This is a genomic window from Nonomuraea spiralis (assembly GCF_014648435.1).
GTDB lineage: Bacteria > Actinomycetota > Actinomycetes > Streptosporangiales > Streptosporangiaceae > Nonomuraea > Nonomuraea spiralis.
The window spans coordinates 164446-179208 of sequence record NZ_BMRC01000008.1 but is presented as its reverse complement, the minus strand read 5'-3'; the positions used below and the strand labels follow the sequence as shown (position 1 = coordinate 179208).

The 14763-nt window shown below is 71.9% G+C and carries 14 protein-coding genes; 10 read left to right on the top strand and 4 right to left on the bottom strand.

Annotation, left to right across the window (positions count from 1 at the left end; genetic code table 11):
- The first annotated feature begins 235 nt into the window (after positions 1-235).
- From IEZ27_RS21370 to IEZ27_RS21360, 3 genes are all read left to right on the top strand, one after another.
- The gene (locus IEZ27_RS21370) at positions 236-1942 is read left to right on the top strand and encodes an ABC transporter ATP-binding protein (protein WP_229824186.1); all 1707 of its coding nucleotides are present in this window, start codon (positions 236-238) and stop codon (positions 1940-1942) included.
- Positions 1943-2075: 133 nt separating this feature from the next.
- The gene (gene hutU / locus IEZ27_RS21365; RefSeq protein WP_229824185.1) at positions 2076-3725 is read left to right on the top strand and encodes a urocanate hydratase; all 1650 of its coding nucleotides are present in this window, start codon (positions 2076-2078) and stop codon (positions 3723-3725) included.
- 68 nt (positions 3726-3793) lie between these two features.
- Positions 3794-4627 (top strand): MurR/RpiR family transcriptional regulator, encoded by an 834-nt coding sequence (locus IEZ27_RS21360; protein ID WP_189648863.1) that lies wholly within the window; start codon positions 3794-3796, stop codon positions 4625-4627.
- Here IEZ27_RS21360 and IEZ27_RS21355 read toward each other — a convergent pair.
- The 3 genes from IEZ27_RS21355 to IEZ27_RS21345 are packed head-to-tail and all read right to left on the bottom strand — an operon-like array spanning position 4607 to position 6859.
- A complete protein-coding gene (locus IEZ27_RS21355) occupies positions 4607-5356 on the bottom strand; it encodes an ABC transporter permease (RefSeq protein ID WP_189648862.1) in 750 nt (249 codons plus the stop codon). The genes IEZ27_RS21360 and IEZ27_RS21355 overlap by 21 nt on opposite strands.
- On the bottom strand, positions 5353-6306 hold the full coding sequence (locus tag IEZ27_RS21350) for an ATP-binding cassette domain-containing protein (protein ID WP_229824184.1): 954 nt from the start codon (positions 6304-6306) through the stop codon (positions 5353-5355). Before IEZ27_RS21350 ends, IEZ27_RS21355 begins: the two co-directional genes overlap by 4 nt.
- Positions 6307-6325: 19 nt before the next feature.
- Positions 6326-6859 carry a PadR family transcriptional regulator gene (locus IEZ27_RS21345; RefSeq protein WP_189648861.1) on the bottom strand — a complete coding sequence of 178 codons (534 nt, stop codon included), beginning with the start codon at positions 6857-6859 and terminating at the stop codon, positions 6326-6328.
- A 55-nt stretch (positions 6860-6914) separates the two neighbouring features.
- On the opposite strand from IEZ27_RS21345, the gene IEZ27_RS21340 reads away from it, so the two are divergent.
- The 5 genes from IEZ27_RS21340 to IEZ27_RS21320 all read left to right on the top strand — a co-directional run bounded on the left by IEZ27_RS21340 (position 6915) and on the right by IEZ27_RS21320 (position 12304).
- Positions 6915-7601 carry an SDR family oxidoreductase gene (locus tag IEZ27_RS21340; RefSeq protein WP_189648860.1) on the top strand — a complete coding sequence of 229 codons (687 nt, stop codon included), beginning with the start codon at positions 6915-6917 and terminating at the stop codon, positions 7599-7601.
- 33 nt (positions 7602-7634) lie between these two features.
- Positions 7635-8804, top strand: coding sequence for an allantoate amidohydrolase (locus IEZ27_RS21335; RefSeq protein WP_189648859.1), 1170 nt, complete (start codon positions 7635-7637; stop codon positions 8802-8804).
- The gene (locus tag IEZ27_RS21330; RefSeq protein ID WP_189648858.1) at positions 8795-10117 is read left to right on the top strand and encodes a formimidoylglutamate deiminase; all 1323 of its coding nucleotides are present in this window, start codon (positions 8795-8797) and stop codon (positions 10115-10117) included. The genes IEZ27_RS21335 and IEZ27_RS21330 overlap by 10 nt, the downstream gene beginning before the upstream one ends.
- On the top strand, positions 10114-11256 hold the full coding sequence (gene hutI, locus IEZ27_RS21325) for an imidazolonepropionase (RefSeq protein WP_189648857.1): 1143 nt from the start codon (positions 10114-10116) through the stop codon (positions 11254-11256). The genes IEZ27_RS21330 and hutI overlap by 4 nt, the downstream gene beginning before the upstream one ends.
- 106 nt (positions 11257-11362) lie before the next feature.
- Entirely contained in the window at positions 11363-12304 is a 942-nt protein-coding gene (locus IEZ27_RS21320) for a sigma-70 family RNA polymerase sigma factor (protein ID WP_189648856.1), read from the top strand.
- 192 nt (positions 12305-12496) lie between these two features.
- On the opposite strand, the gene IEZ27_RS21315 is transcribed toward IEZ27_RS21320, so the two are convergent.
- Positions 12497-13063, bottom strand: coding sequence for a TetR/AcrR family transcriptional regulator (locus IEZ27_RS21315; RefSeq protein ID WP_189648855.1), 567 nt, complete (start codon positions 13061-13063; stop codon positions 12497-12499).
- A gap of 79 nt (positions 13064-13142) precedes the next feature.
- Between IEZ27_RS21315 and IEZ27_RS21310 the strand changes: the two genes are divergently transcribed.
- Positions 13143-13946 (top strand): alpha/beta fold hydrolase, encoded by an 804-nt coding sequence (locus tag IEZ27_RS21310; protein ID WP_189648854.1) that lies wholly within the window; start codon positions 13143-13145, stop codon positions 13944-13946.
- A 10-nt stretch (positions 13947-13956) separates the two neighbouring features.
- Positions 13957-14721 carry an MOSC domain-containing protein gene (locus IEZ27_RS21305; protein WP_189648853.1) on the top strand — a complete coding sequence of 255 codons (765 nt, stop codon included), beginning with the start codon at positions 13957-13959 and terminating at the stop codon, positions 14719-14721.
- Positions 14722-14763: the final 42 nt, after the last annotated feature.

Sequence of the window (14763 nt, the reverse complement as noted above, 5' to 3'; positions counted from 1 at the left end):
GATCGGGACGAGGTTCCGGCCGGGTTCCTCGACGCCCTATTCGTCCGGCGGTCGGCCGCGGATGTCGCCTTCTTCTCCTCCTCCGGGAGGAGGCGCCGGGGAGGCACCAGGGAGGAGGCGTCAACGAAAGTTGACATACTTTGGTCGTCAATCTAAGTTGACCCTGTCCTGGTGGTGCGGAATGCGCTGTCCCATTCGTTGGGAAATTTCGAGAAATGTCGTGAGGGGAGTTGGGGTGCTCAAAGAGCTGCTGGCCTACATCCGGCCGCACCGGAAGGTCCTGGTGGCGGGCGGTCTGCTCGGCCTGATCGGCTCGGTGGCGGGGCTCGCGATGCCGCTGCTGGCCAAGTACGTCGTGGACGCCTTCGGCGAGGATCAATCCCTGGCCGCGCCCCTGTTAGGTCTGACCGTGGCGGTGCTCGTCGGCGCCGTGGTCTCGGCCGGGGGCACGTACCTGATGGAGCGCACCGGTGAGGGCGTCGTCCTCGGGGCCCGGCGCAGGCTCGTCGACCGGATGCTCCGGCTCAGGGTGGCCGACGTCGACCGGCTCAAGCCCGGCGACCTGCTGTCGCGGGTGACCGGCGACACGACGCTGCTGCGCGCGGTGCTGACCAACGGCATCGTCGAGTCGGTCGGCGCGGTGTTCATGCTGATCGGCGCGATCGTCATGATGGCCACCATGGACGGCGTGCTGCTCCTGGTCACGCTGCTCGTCGTGGTGGTGATCGGCGGCCTGGTCGCGCTCATCATGCCGAAGATCCAGCGGGCGCAGACGCAGGCGCAGGAGGCCGTCGGCGAGATGGGGGCCGTACTGGACCGGGCGCTCCAGGCGTACCGGACGGTCAAGGCCAGCGGCGCGGAGGAGCGGGAGATCGCGGTCGTCGGCGAGGCGGCCGAGCGGGCCCGCGACCGCGGGATGCAGGTGGCCGGATGGACGTCGCTGGCCGGCGTGGCGACCTGGATGGCCGTGCAGATCGCCTTCCTGTGCGTGCTGGCCGTGGGCGGGTCGCGGGTCGCGTCGGGCGTGCTGGAGATCTCGTCGCTGATCGCGTTCCTGCTCTACCTATTCTACCTGGTGCCGCCGATCGGGCAGCTCGTCCAGGGCGCGGTCCAGCTCCAGAACGGCCTGGCCGCGATGCGGCGCATCAAGGAGATCGAGGACCTGCCCGCCGAGCCCGTCAGCGTCGCCGCCCCGGCCGGCAGCACGCCCGTCGGCGTCCGGTTCGAGGACGTCGTCTTCCGGTACGGCGACGACCGCCCCACCGTACACGACGGCGTCACCTTCGAGGTGCCCGCGGGCGGCCTCACCGCCCTGGTCGGGCCGTCGGGCGCGGGCAAGTCCACGGTGTTCGCCCTGCTCGAACGCTTCTACGAGCACCAGGACGGCCTGATCACGATCGGCGGCCGGGACATCCGCGACTGGCCGCTCGCCGACCTGCGCTCCGCGCTCGGCTACGTCGAGCAGGACGCCCCCGTCCTGGCCGGCACGCTGCGCGAGAACCTGCTCTTCGCCGCCCAGGACGCCACCGAGGACGAGCTGCGCCGCGCCGTCACCCGTACCCGGCTGGACGACCTCGTCGCCCGGCTGCCCGAAGGGCTCGACACGGCGGTCGGGCACCGCGGCGTGCTGCTGTCCGGCGGCGAACGGCAGCGCGTCGCCATCGCCAGGGCGCTGCTGCGCAGGCCCAGGCTGCTGCTGCTCGACGAGGCCACCTCCCAGCTCGACGCGGTCAACGAGCTGCGGCTGCGCGAGGTCATCGCCGAGGTCGCGACCGAGACGACGGTGCTGGTCATCGCGCACCGCCTGTCCACCGTGACGAACGCCGACCGCATCGTGGTCATGGAGGCGGGCGGCGTACGGGCCGTCGGCACCCACGCCGAGCTGGTGGCGGACGACGACCTCTACCGCGAACTCGCCGCCACCCAGTTCCTCGTGAGCTGACAGCAGCCTGCGGTGGACCGCTGGACGCGGTCCACCGTAGACGCGAACTCCGCTGTCTGCGGTGGACCGCTGGACGCGGTCCACCGTAGTCTTCGGGTGACAAAGGTGAATGTGTTCATTCAGGAGGGTCACCATGAGCCGCAGCGTGCGCGCACCGCGAGGCACCACGATCACCGCGAAGGGGTGGCCGCAGGAGGCCGCGCTCCGCATGCTCCAGAACAACCTGGACCCGGAGGTCGCCGAGCACCCCGAGCAACTGGTCGTCTACGGCGGCTCCGGAAGGGCGGCCCGCGACTGGCCCTCCTTCGACGCCATGGTCAGGACCCTGACCACCCTGGAGGGCGACGAGACCCTCCTGGTCCAGTCGGGCCGCCCGGTGGGCGTGTTCCGCACCCACGAGTGGGCACCCCGGGTGCTCATCGCCAACTCCAACCTGGTGCCCGACTGGGCCAACTGGGAGGAGTTCCGGCGCCTGGAGGCGGCCGGCCTCACCATGTACGGCCAGATGACCGCCGGTTCCTGGATCTACATCGGCACCCAGGGCATCCTCCAGGGCACGTACGAGACGTTCGCCGCGGTGGCCGCGAAGCGGTTCGGCGGCTCGCTGGCCGGCACGATCACCCTCACGGCCGGCCTCGGCGGCATGGGCGGCGCCCAGCCGCTGGCCGTCACCATGAACGGCGGCGTCGCCATCTGCATCGACTGCGACCCGCGCTCGGTCACCCGCCGCATCGAGCACCGCTACCTCGACGTGCGGGCGGACTCGCTGGAGGAGGCGCTGCGGCTGGCCTACGAGGCCCGCGACGCGCGCCGCCCGCTGTCGATCGGCGTCGTGGCCAACGCCGCCGAGGCCCTGCCCGAGCTGCTGGCATCGGGCGCCGAGATCGACATCGTCACCGACCAGACCTCCGCGCACGACCCGCTCATGTACCTGCCGCTCGGCGTCGCCTTCGAGGACATGTCCGCCGAACGCGACAAGGACCCGGCCGGGTTCACCGAGCGGGCCCGTACGTCGATGGCCAGGCACGTCGAGGCCATGGTCGGCTTCAAGGACGCCGGCGCCGAGGTGTTCGACTACGGCAACTCCATCCGCGGGGAGGCCCAGCTCGCCGGCTACTCGCGGGCCTTCGACTTCCCCGGCTTCGTGCCGGCCTACATCAGGCCGCTGTTCTGCGAGGGCAAGGGCCCGTTCCGGTGGGCCGCGCTGAGCGGCGACCCGGCCGACATCGCCGCCACCGACCGCGCGATCCTGGAGCTGTTCCCCGACAACGAGCCGCTGGCCAGGTGGATCGCGCAGGCCGGCGAGAAGGTGCACTTCCAGGGCCTGCCCGCGCGCATCTGCTGGCTCGGCTACGGCGAGCGCAACGTCGCGGGCGAGCGGTTCAACGACATGGTGGCCTCCGGCGAGCTCCAGGCCCCGATCGTGATCGGCCGCGACCACCTGGACAGCGGGTCGGTGGCCTCGCCGTACCGGGAGACCGAGGCGATGGCCGACGGCTCGGACGCGATCGCCGACTGGCCGCTGCTCAACGCCATGCTCAACACCGCCTCCGGCGCGGCCTGGGTGTCGATCCACCACGGCGGCGGCGTCGGCATCGGGCGTTCCATCCACGCCGGGCAGGTCACGGTCGCCGACGGCACCGCGCTGGCCGGGGAGAAGCTCAACCGCGTCCTCACCAACGACCCGGGCACGGGCGTGATGCGCCACGTGGACGCGGGCTACGACGAGGCCGCCCAGGTGGCCGAGGCCCGGGGCGTGCGCATCCCGATGCGTGAGTCCTGACCCCCGCTGTAGCGTCCCCCACGCGGTGTGGGGGATGAGAATCCTGGTCGGGGAGCGTTGGAGGTGGCGTGGCTGACGGATATCACGGTGGGCTCGGCGTGTTGCTGGACGGCCGGAGGTTGTCGCCGGTGCAGCGCAGGATCGCCCACTACCTGAGCGAGCACCTCGACGAGGCGATCTTCCTGTCCAGTGTCGAGCTGGCCGAGCGGTCGGGGGTCAGCCAGCCGTCGGTGACCAGGTTCGCCATGGTGCTCGGCTTCGCCGGCTATCCGGAGTTGCGCCAGGCGCTGCGCCCGCTGGTGCTCGGCGGCAGCGCGCTGGCGCCCCAGGAGAGCCTGCTGCGGAACGCGATCGACAGCGAGATCCGCAACCTCTCCCTGGTCCGCGAGCGGCTGACCGCCCTCCCGCTCAAGGAGCTGGGCGAGCAGCTCGCCGCCACCGAGCCGCTGCCCGTGCTGGGCCTGCGGGTCTCCTGCGGCCTGGCCACCACCTTCGCCTACTACGCAAGGCGCATCCACCCCGACGTACGCCTGCTCACCCACGGCGGCTCCGAGCTGGTCGAAGGGCTGCACGCGGCACGGCGGGCGGGCGCCGAGTGGATGGTGGCCGTGGTGCTCCCGCGCTATCCCGCCGAGGCCGTCCAGGCCCTCGAGTACGCCGAGAAGCTCGGCCTCCGGGTCGCCGCCATCACCGACAAGCCGGACTTCCCGGCCGAGGTCGTGCTCGACGGCCCGGTCGGGGACCGCCTGGTGTTCGACTCCCACGCGGCCCCCCTGGCGCTGGCCATGGCCCTGGTCGAGGCCATGGCCGACGCCGCGCCGCTGCGTACCCAGGCCAGGCTGGAGGAGTACGAGCGGATGACCGACGAGGCCGGCACGTTCCTACCCGGCGATCCTGCGTAGCGAGCGCATCGACCAGATCGTCGTGAGCACCGCGAGCACGATGAACAGCGCGAACGCGATCGGGATCGACGAGTCGCCCAGCCGCCCGTCGAACAGCGCCCGTCCGGCCTCGACCGCGTGGTAGAGCGGGTTGACCGGCGCGATCGCCTTCATCCAGTCGGGCGCGAACGCGATCGGCACGAACAGCCCGGCCAGCAACATGATCGGCAACATGAACAGGTTGAGCGTCTGCGACATGCCGTTCTCGTCGCGTACGGTTAGCGCCAGCCCCTGGGACAGCCCCGAGGCGAACAGTCCGGTCGCCGCCATGAGCGCCAGCACCAGCACCAGCTCGACGCCGCCGATCCGCACGCCCATGGCCACGGCCACGACCAGCACCAGGACCGCCTGGCACACGAGTACGACCATGTCCTTGGCGACCCGCCCGAGCACGATGGCCGGCCGCCAGGCGGGGCTGACGGCGTACCGTTCGAGTGAGCCGTTGCGCAGCTCGGCGATCAGGCCGAACCCGGAGAACAGCGAGCCGAAGACGGCGATCATCATCATCGACGCGGGCGTGAACATGCGCAGGGCGTCGACCGTGCTCCGGCCCGGCGTGAGGTCCTTCAGCAGCGGCGCGAACATCAGCAGGTAGAGCACCGGCTGCAGGATGCCGAACAGCGGCCAGATCGGGTTGCTGAAGGACTTCTTCAGCTCGTAGCCGGTGAACAGGGCGATGTGGCGGATCATGCGGCGGCTCCCGCGTCGCGGAGGGATCGGCCGGTCTTGGCCAGGAAGACGTCGTCGAGGGTGGAGCGGTCGAGCGCGATCGAGCGCAGGCCGATGCCCTGCTCCTCAAGGATGTGCAGCAGCGCGGGCAGGGTGTGCTCGCCGTCGTCGACGTAGACGCGCAGGGCGTCCTCGTCCACGCGGACCTCGCGGGCCAGGGGCCTGAGGGCCTCGGCGGCCCGCTCGGGCTCCTCCAGCCGGAGCGTGACCACGTCGCCGGAGACCTCGCGCTTGAGCTCGCCGGGCGTGCCCTCGGCGACGATCCGCCCGTGGTCGACGATCACCAGCCGGTCGCAGAGCGCGTCGGCCTCGTCGAGGTAGTGGGTGCTGAGCAGCACGCTGGTGCCGGACTCGCGGAGCTGCCTGATGCGCTCCCAGAGGTTCGCGCGGTTCTGCGGGTCGAGGCCCGTGGTGGGCTCGTCGAGGAACAGCAGCCGCGGCGCGTGCACCAGCCCGAGCGCGACGGCCACCCGCCGCTTCTGGCCGCCGGAGAGCGTACGGCCGGGCCGGTCGGCCAGTTCGGCCAGGTCGAAGCGGTCGAGGACGTCGGCCGTCGCCCGCTTCGGGTCGGCCACGTTGTGGATCCTGGCGGCCATCATGATCTGGGCGCGGGCGCTCGTGGTGTCCTCCACGCCGCCCTCCTGGCTGACGTAGCCGAGCTTGCGGCGTACGGCCTCGGGCTCCTTCAGCAGGTCGTGCCCGGCGACGACGGCGGTGCCGGAGTCGGGGACGATCAGCGTGGCCAGCATGCGGATCGTCGTGGTCTTGCCCGCGCCGTTGGGCCCGAGCACCCCGAAGATCTCGCCCTTCTCCACGGTCAGGTCGACGCCGCGCACGGCCTCGACGGTCTGGGAGCCCTTGCGGCCCCTGGTGGTGAACGTCTTGCGTAAATCACGTGCCTCAATGATCATCTTTCTCCTCAGGAAGTCCTCAGGGAAGTTCGTCCTTCTCGACCCGGCCGATCGCTCCTTCCACCCAGTCGAGCTGGGCCTGGAGGACGGCCTGGGTCAGGCGGAGGTTCTCGTCGAGGTGCCGGGGCTCGCCGTAGCGCTGTTTGGTGCCGTAGGCGTGGTCGATGGTGTCGATGTTCAGTCGCAGTTGCCGGATCCTGCCATGCAACGCGTCGAGAATCTCCTGCTTTTCCAACCGGTTCATGAACGTCAGCGCCACCTGGAACGGGTCGACGACGGGCTTGACCTCGGACCAGGCGTACATCAGCAGATGGTGGAACTCGTAGCGGCCGGCCTCGGTGAGCTCGTAGACGACCTTGCCGCCCTTGCCGGCCTCCACCACCGTGAGCAGGCCCTCGTCGGCCATCTTGCCCAGGCCGTGGTAGATCGAGCCGAAGGCCACGTTGGCCCAGGTGTCGGCGCCCATCATCTCCAGCCGCCGGCGTACGCCGTAGCCGTTCATGGGGCCGTCGAGCAGGGAACCGAGAATCAGAATGCGTGTTGACGCCGACATGTGCTCAAGTTTGTACTCAAATTTGAATACGCGTCAAGGTCATAAACTCGGCCGCATGACTGAACGACCGACCGCGCTGGTCACCGGCGCATCCCGTGGCGTGGGCGAGGCCGTGGCGCGGGCGCTGGCCCCCACGCACCACGTCATCCTCGGCGGCAGGGACGAGTCCGCGCTCGCCGAGCTGGCCGCCGAACTGCCCGACGCCCGCCCCTGGGCCGTCGAGCTGACCCGGGTCACCGAGGCCGACGTCGCCGGCGTCGATCGGCTCGACGTGCTCGTGCACAGCGCCGGGGTCGCGCTGCTCGGCCGGATCGCCGACCTGCCCGTGGCCGACTGGCGCACGACGATGGAGCTCAACGTCGTGGCGGTCGCCGAGCTGACCCGGCTGCTGCTGCCCGCGCTGCGCCACGCCCAGGGGCATGTCGTCTGCGTCAACTCCGGCGCCGGCCAGCGGGCCAACCCGGAGTGGGGCGCGTACGCGGCCAGCAAGTTCGCCCTGCGCGCCTTCGCCGACGCGCTGCGCCAGGAGGAGCCCGAGCTGCGCGTCACCACCGTCTACCCGGGCCGGGTGGCCACCGACATGCAGCGCGGCGTACGCGCCCAGGAGGGCGGGGCGTACGAGCCGGACAAGTACCTCACGCCGGAGACCGTGGCGCGGGCCGTGCTGGCCACGATCAACGCGGGCCCCGACGCCCACCTCACCGAACTCACCCTCCGGCCGAGCGCGGGCCCGGTCACCTGACATCTGAATGGTTCCATTCACTACAGTGGACCCATGCTTGAACCACTCGCGCACATAGGACGAGATCCCCGCTCCGGCGGATACCTGCGGGACGCCTGGTCGGACGCCGACATGGAGCTACGCGGGTGGTTCGCGGGCGAGGCCGCGCGCCGCGGGCTCGACCTGCGGGAAGACCGCAACGGCAACCTCTGGGCCTGGTGGGGCGACCCCTCGCGGCGCCCCGGCGTGGTCACCGGCAGCCACCTCGACTCGGTGCGCCAGGGCGGCGCCTACGACGGCCCGCTCGGCGTGGTGTCCGCGTTCGCCGCGCTCGACCTGCTGCGCGAGCGGCAGGTCAGCCCGGGACGGCCGCTCGGCATCGCCTGCTTCACCGACGAGGAGGGGGCCAGGTTCGGCATGCCGTGCATGGGCTCCCGGCTGCTCACCGGCGCGCTGACGCCGGAGCGCGCGCTCGCGCTCACCGACGACGAGGGCGACACGCTGGCCGACGTCATGGCGCGGGCCGGCCGCAAGCCGGAGGCCGTGGGGCACGACCCCGAGACCCTCGCCACCGTCGGCACGTTCGTCGAGCTCCACGTCGAGCAGGGCCGCGGGCTCGTCCACGAGGACCGCCCGGTGGGCGTGGCCAGCGCCATCTGGCCCCATGGCCGGTGGCGGTTCGACTTCCACGGCAGGGCCGACCATGCCGGCACCACCCGGCTGGCCGACCGCGACGACCCGATGTTGCCCTTCGCCCGCCTGGTGCTGGCCGCCCGCGAGGCGGCCGGGCGCCACGGCGTGGTGGCCACGGTCGGCAAGACCCGCGTCTCGCCCGGCAACGCCAACGCGATCCCCGGCCTGGTCTCGGCCTGGCTCGACGCCCGGGGTCCGGCCGAGCCCGCGGTCCGCGCCCTGGTCGAGGAGCTGACCGCGGCGGCCGGGGCGGGCGTGCGCGAGGAGTCGTGGACGCCCGAGGTCGGCTTCGAGACCACGCTCAGGGACCGGGTGGCGCGCGTCGCGGGCGGCGACACGCCCGCGCCGATCCTGCCCACGGGAGCCGGTCACGACGCCGGAATCCTCGCCACGGCGGGCATCCCGAGCACGATGTTGTTCGTACGCAACCCCACCGGCGTCTCCCATTCTCCCGAGGAGCACGCCGACCAGGCAGACTGCCATGCGGGAGTGGTGGCACTCGCGGACGTGCTGGAGGATCTGTGTCGCTGACCTACTGGTGCGAGCAGGCCTGGTTGCCCGACGGGGTCGTCCACGGCGTCCTGATCGAGGTCGAGGGCGCCAGGATCGCCAGGATCGAGCGGGGCGAGCCGGGCTCGGCCGAGCGGCTGGCCGGCCTGACCATCCCCGGCCTGGCCAACGCCCACTCCCACGCCTTCCACCGGGCCCTGCGCGGCGCCACCCAGCGCGGCAAGGGCGACTTCTGGACCTGGCGCGACCAGATGTACGAGGTGGCCGCCAGGCTCGACCCCGACACCTACTACCAGCTCGCCAAGGCCGTCTACTCCGAGATGGCGCTGGCAGGGGTGACCTGCGTGGGCGAGTTCCACTACCTCCACCACGCCCCCGACGGCCGCCCGTACGAGGACCGGAACGTGATGGGCCACGCGCTCGTCCAGGCGGCGCGCGAGGCGGGGCTGCGCATCACGCTGCTCGACACCTGTTACATGTCCGGCGGCATCGGCGTGCCGCTGGCGGGCACCCAGCTCCGGTTCAGCGACGGCAACGCCGAGGGCTGGGCCGTCCGGGCCGACGACCTGGCCGCGGCGTACGAGGGGCAGCCCGACGTGGAGATCGGGGCCGCCATCCACTCCGTGCGCGCGGTGCCGCCCGACCAGATGCCGGTGGTGGCCGAGTTCTCCCACCGGCACGCCGCGCCCCTGCACGTACACGTCTCCGAGCAGCGCGCCGAGAACGCGGCCTGCGCCGAGACGTACGCCGCCACGCCGGTCCAGATCCTGCACGAGCGCGGCGTGCTCGGCCCGCGTTCGACCGCGGTCCACGCCACCCACCTGACCGAATCCGACGTGGAGCTGCTCGGTCAGTCGGGCACGTACATCTGCATGTGCCCCACCACCGAGCGCGACCTCGCCGACGGCGTCGGCCCGGCCAGGGCGGCGGCCGACCGGGGCACGCCGATCACGCTCGGCTCCGACGGCCACGCGGTGATCGACCTGTTCGAGGAGGCCCGCTCGGTCGAGATGGACGAGCGGCTGACCAGCGAGCGGCGCGGCCACTGGAGCGCCGCCGACCTGCTCACCGCCGCCACCGGCGCCGGCCACACCTCGCTCGGCTTCGCCGACGCCGGCCGGCTCATCCCCGGCGCGTGGGCCGACCTGGTGTCGGTCCGCCTCGACTCGGTGCGTACGGCGGGCATCGGCGGGCTGGAGGCCGTGGTGTTCGCGGCCACGGCGAGCGACGTGCACTCGGTGGTCTCGGGCGGCCGCAGGGTGGTCGCGCAGGGCCGCCACCAACTGGGCGATGTCGGATCCATGCTCTCCGAGGCGATTGGAAAAGTGCGATGACCACGCTGATCGACGGGATCGGCCTGCTCTACACCGGCGACCCCGAGTGCGAGGAGATCACCGACGCGGCGCTGGTGATCGAGGACGGCCTGGTGGCCTGGACCGGCCCCGCCGCCCAGGCGCCCGACGCCGACGAACGGGTGCACGTCGGTGGCCGGGCCGTGCTGCCCGGGTTCGTGGACAGCCACGCCCACCTGATCTTCGCCGGCGACCGTACGGCCGAGTTCCAGGCCCGTATGTCGGGGGAGTCGTACACCGGCGGCGGCATCAGGACGACCGTCGCCGCCACCCGCGCCGCGAGCGACGCCGACCTCGCCACACGGGCCCGCTCCCTGGTGGAGGAGATGCTCGCCCAGGGCACCACCACCGTGGAGATCAAGAGCGGCTACGGCCTGTCCACCGAGCACGAACGCCGCTCGCTGGAGATCGCCACCACCCTCACCGACGAGACCACCTACCTGGGCGCGCACGTCGTCCCCGCGGGCGTGGACGCCGACGACTACGTCCGCCTGGTGGCAGGGGAGATGCTCGAAGCCTGCGCGCCCTACGCCAAATGGGTGGACGTCTTCTGCGAGCGCGGCGCGTTCGACGGCGACCAGACCAGGGAGATCCTGAACGCCGGGATCAAGGCCGGGTTGCAGGCCCGGGTGCACGCCAACCAGCTCACCGAGGGGCCCGGCGTGCGCATCGCCTGCGAACTGGGCGCGGCCTCGGCCGACCACTGCACCCACCTGTCGGCGGCCGACGTCGACGCGCTCGCCGGCGGCGAGACGGTGGCGACGCTGCTGCCGGGGGCCGAGTTCTCCACGCGGTCGCCGTACCCGGACGCGCGGCGGCTCATCGACGCGGGCGCCACGGTCGCGCTGGCCACCGACTGCAACCCGGGCTCGTCGTTCACCTCGTCGATGCCGTTCTGCGTGGCGCTGGCCGTACGGGAGATGGGCATGACGCCGCTGGAGGCGGTACGTGCGGCCACGTACGGCGGGGCCCGCGCGCTGCGCCGTACGGACGTAGGCTGGTTGCGGCGGGGAGCGCGGGCGGACCTGGTCGTGCTCGACGCCCCTTCCTATGTCCACCTGGCGTACCGACCCGGTGTTCCCCTTGTCCACCAGGTGTTTCAGGCCGGTCTCCTCCTTTAGGAGGACGTCCAAGACCCTCCCTCGGGCGTAGCTGTTTAGGGAATCTTTGCTTCCGGCCGGACGTTGGCCGGATATAGGACGCAGCTGCGGAACGAGGTGCCAGGGGATGGCAAGGCCTACGGGGAGTCGCACGCAGGAGCAGCACGTCGCCGAGCGCGACCTGCTGGGGACATATTTGGCCGAGATCGGCCGGGTCCCGCTGCTCACGGCGGAGGAAGAGGTGGAGCTCGCCAAGCGGATCGAGGCGGGCCTGTTCGCCGAGCAGCTTCTTGACAGCGGAGGCTCCGAGCCGCGGATCGGGGACGCGGCCGACGAGGAGCTGGAGCGTCTGGCCGTCTCGGGCAGGCGGGCGAAGGACGAGTTCATCCAGGCCAACCTGCGCCTGGTGGTCGCGGTGGCCCGGAAGTACTCCGGGCGGGGGATGCCGCTCATCGACCTGGTCCAGGAGGGGAACCTGGGCCTGGTGCGGGCGGTCGAGAAGTTCGACTACCGGCGGGGGTACAAGTTCTCCACGTACGCCACGTGGTGGATCAGGCAGTCGGTCGGACGGGCCATCCACGAGCAGGCCCGTCCGGTCCGGCTGCCGACGCACGCCGGCGAGCAGATGACCCGGCTGATGCGGGTGCGCCGGGACATGCTGGCCGAGTACGACACCGAGCCGACCGACAACGATCTCGCCGAGATCCTCGACCTGCCGATCGAGCGGGTGCGTGAGCTGCGCCGCTGGGCCTCCGACCCGGTGTCGCTGCAGCTCGGCGTGGGTGACGAGGACGAGACCGAGCTGGGCGACATGATCGCCGACGAGACGTGGGCCGATCCCGAGCAGCAGGCCATCGACATCCTGGAGCGCGAGCGGCTCGACCAGTGGCTCACCGGCCTGGAGGGTGACACCAGCGAGATGCTGCGGTGGCGCTACGGGCTGGTCGACGGGCGCGAGCACACACTGACCGAGGTGGGGGAGCGCTACGGCATCGGCCGCGACCGCGCCCGCCGCATCGAACGCGACGCCCTGGCCCGCCTCCGCCGCATGGCCAACGCCGCCGCCTGACCCGCCCGTACTGCGCCGCATGGCCGGCGCGGCCGTCTGACCCCCTCCCGCCATCGCCGCCACCCGCCTTCGGGGGGCGGCGTGGCGCGTTCTGAGGGCCTCCAGAGGCTTGGGGTGCGTTTTGGGTGGGTCTTCAGGGGGGCGGGGGGTTCTAGGGGGCCAGGGGGTTTCTGCGGGGTTTCCAGAGGGTTTCTACGGGGTGAGGACGCGGCGCAGGAACTCCTCCACGGCCGCCTCCGCCGTCGCCGTGTCGCCGCCCCTGGCCACCAGCAGGGCGCTCTCGTTGATCGCGGCCAGCAACATGTGGGCGTGCAGGTCGACGAAGCCCTCGGGCACCGCCCCGGTCGCCTCCAGGGCCGCCTTGAGCATGCCGAACGAATACCGCTCCTCCACCGCCCGCCACTGCTCCCACCCCAGCACCGAGGGTGCGTCGATGAGCACGATACGGCGGATCACCGGGTCGCCCGCGAGCCTGATCCAGGCCAGCGCCCCCGCCCGTAGCGCCGCCGCCGGATCGGCGATGCCGCGCACGGCCCGCGCGATCTTGACGCCGATGGCCGACTCCGTGGCCTCCAGCACCGCCTCGAACAGCGCGTCCTTGCCCGCGTAGTGGTGGTAGAGCGCCCCGCGGCTCAGCCCCGACTCCTGCAGCACGGTCTCGATCGAGGTGTCGTCGTAGCCCCGCTCGGCGAACAGCCGCGTGGCGATGGCCAGGACCTTGTCGCGGGTGGCCGCGCCGCGCTCCGCCTTGAGGTTCATGCTCCCACTCTAGACAGACCGACCGACGGTCGGTAATTTCATAGACCGACAGTCGGTCTGTAATCGGGGAGGAGCCCCCATGGACGGCATCACCTACGTGGACGTGGGCCAGGGCCCGGCGACCTTGTTCGTGCACGGTGTGGGCACCAGCTCGTACCTGTGGCGCAACGTCATCGCCGAGCTGCGCGACGAGCGCCGCTGCGTGGCCCTCGACCTGCCCCTGCACGGCGGCAGCGAGCCGCGGGCGGACCTGTCGATCCCCGCGCTGGCCGAGGCCGTGGAGGAGCTGTGCGCCGGGCTCGGCCTGGACGAGGTGGACCTCGTGGCCAACGACACCGGCGGCGCCGTGGCCCAGGTCTTCGCCGTACGCCATCCGGAGCGGCTGCGTTCGCTCACCCTCACCAATTGCGACGTGCACACCAACACCCCGCCCGAGGCGTTCGCGGACACGGTCGAACTGGCCGTCAGAGGCGAGCTGGCCGGGCTCGTGGCGGCCGTGCTGGACCATCCCGAGCTGCTGGCCAGGACCGCGCTCGGCGCCGGCTACGAGCGCATCGACGACCACGCCGAGTTGGTCGACGCCTATCTGCGCCCGATCCTGGCCAAGCCCGGGGGCGGGCGCGCCTTCGAGCGCCTGCTGGCCTCGATCGACGCCAAGGACATGGTCGCCATCGAGCCCCGGCTCACCGTGCTCACCGTGCCGACGCTGGTTGTGTGGGGCACCGGCGACGTGTTCTTCGACGTGAGCTGGGCCCACTGGCTGCGTGACACGATCCCCGGCGTCAGGGAGGTCGTCGAGATCGAGGGCGGCCGGCTGTTCTTCCCCGACGAGCGGGCCGCCGAACTGGTCCCCCATCTGCGTCGTTTCTGGGGCCGGCCGTAAGCTCTCGATCATGTACGTCGAGACGCTGCGCCGCTACCCGGTCAAGTCCATGCTGGGCGAGGAGGTCGCCGGGAGCGAGGTGACCGAACGCGGCCTGGCGGGCGACCGGGTCCGGGCGGTGCTCGACGTCGCGACCGGGAAGATCGCCAGCGCCAAGAACCCGAGGCTCTGGCGTGACCTGCTGACCGTCGAGGGCGCCCGCGTGCCGGGGGACGAGGAGCTGTCGAAGCTGCTCGGCCGCGAGGTGCGGCTGATCGACGTGCCGCCGGAGGGGGCCCAGCTGGAGCGTTCGGTGCCCGAACGGGTGCTGGCCGAGGGCATCGAGGCGGAGGTGCCCTACACGGTCGGCACGCTCGGCGGCGCCTCACCCGAGGGCACGTTCTTCGACTTCGCGCCCCTTCACCTGATCTCGACGGCGACACTCGACCGGATCGGCGAGCTCAGTCCCCGGGGGCACGTCGAAGCCCTCCGCTACCGGCCCAACCTGGTGATCAGGACGGCCGCGGAGGGCTTCGCCGACAACGACTGGGTGGGGCGCGAGCTGCACGTCGGGGACGAGGTCGTGCTCCAGGTCATCGTGCCGAGCCCGCGTTGTGCCATACCGACGCTCGCCCACGGCTCGCTCGGCCGCGACACCGAGGCGCTGCGCGTGGTGGCCCGGCACAACCGCGTCCAGGTGATGGACGCGGGGCTCCAGGCGTGCGCGGGCGTCTACGCCAGGGTCCTGCGCCCCGGCCGGATCGCCCAGGGCGACCCGGTCGAAGTGGCGGGTTGAGGCGCTTCCGGGGAACGGCCGGGGTCGGTGCGGTGGGCTGAG

What these genes read in the sequence shown, in the direction of transcription:
- hutU (WP_229824185.1), top strand. Translation starts at nt 2,076, where the DNA reads ATGAGCCGCAGCGTGCGCGCACCGCGAGGCACCACGATCACCGCGAAG.
- IEZ27_RS21310 (WP_189648854.1), top strand. Translation starts at nt 13,143, where the DNA reads ATGGACGGCATCACCTACGTGGACGTGGGCCAGGGCCCGGCGACCTTG.
- IEZ27_RS21305 (WP_189648853.1), top strand. Translation starts at nt 13,957, where the DNA reads ATGTACGTCGAGACGCTGCGCCGCTACCCGGTCAAGTCCATGCTGGGC.
- IEZ27_RS21345 (WP_189648861.1), bottom strand. Translation starts at nt 6,859, where the DNA reads ATGTCGGCGTCAACACGCATTCTGATTCTCGGTTCCCTGCTCGACGGC.
- IEZ27_RS21355 (WP_189648862.1), bottom strand. Translation starts at nt 5,356, where the DNA reads ATGATCCGCCACATCGCCCTGTTCACCGGCTACGAGCTGAAGAAGTCC.
- IEZ27_RS21350 (WP_229824184.1), bottom strand. Translation starts at nt 6,306, where the DNA reads ATGATCATTGAGGCACGTGATTTACGCAAGACGTTCACCACCAGGGGC.
- IEZ27_RS21320 (WP_189648856.1), top strand. Translation starts at nt 11,363, where the DNA reads ATGGCAAGGCCTACGGGGAGTCGCACGCAGGAGCAGCACGTCGCCGAG.
- IEZ27_RS21340 (WP_189648860.1), top strand. Translation starts at nt 6,915, where the DNA reads ATGACTGAACGACCGACCGCGCTGGTCACCGGCGCATCCCGTGGCGTG.
- hutI (WP_189648857.1), top strand. Translation starts at nt 10,114, where the DNA reads ATGACCACGCTGATCGACGGGATCGGCCTGCTCTACACCGGCGACCCC.
- IEZ27_RS21315 (WP_189648855.1), bottom strand. Translation starts at nt 13,063, where the DNA reads ATGAACCTCAAGGCGGAGCGCGGCGCGGCCACCCGCGACAAGGTCCTG.
- IEZ27_RS21335 (WP_189648859.1), top strand. Translation starts at nt 7,635, where the DNA reads ATGCTTGAACCACTCGCGCACATAGGACGAGATCCCCGCTCCGGCGGA.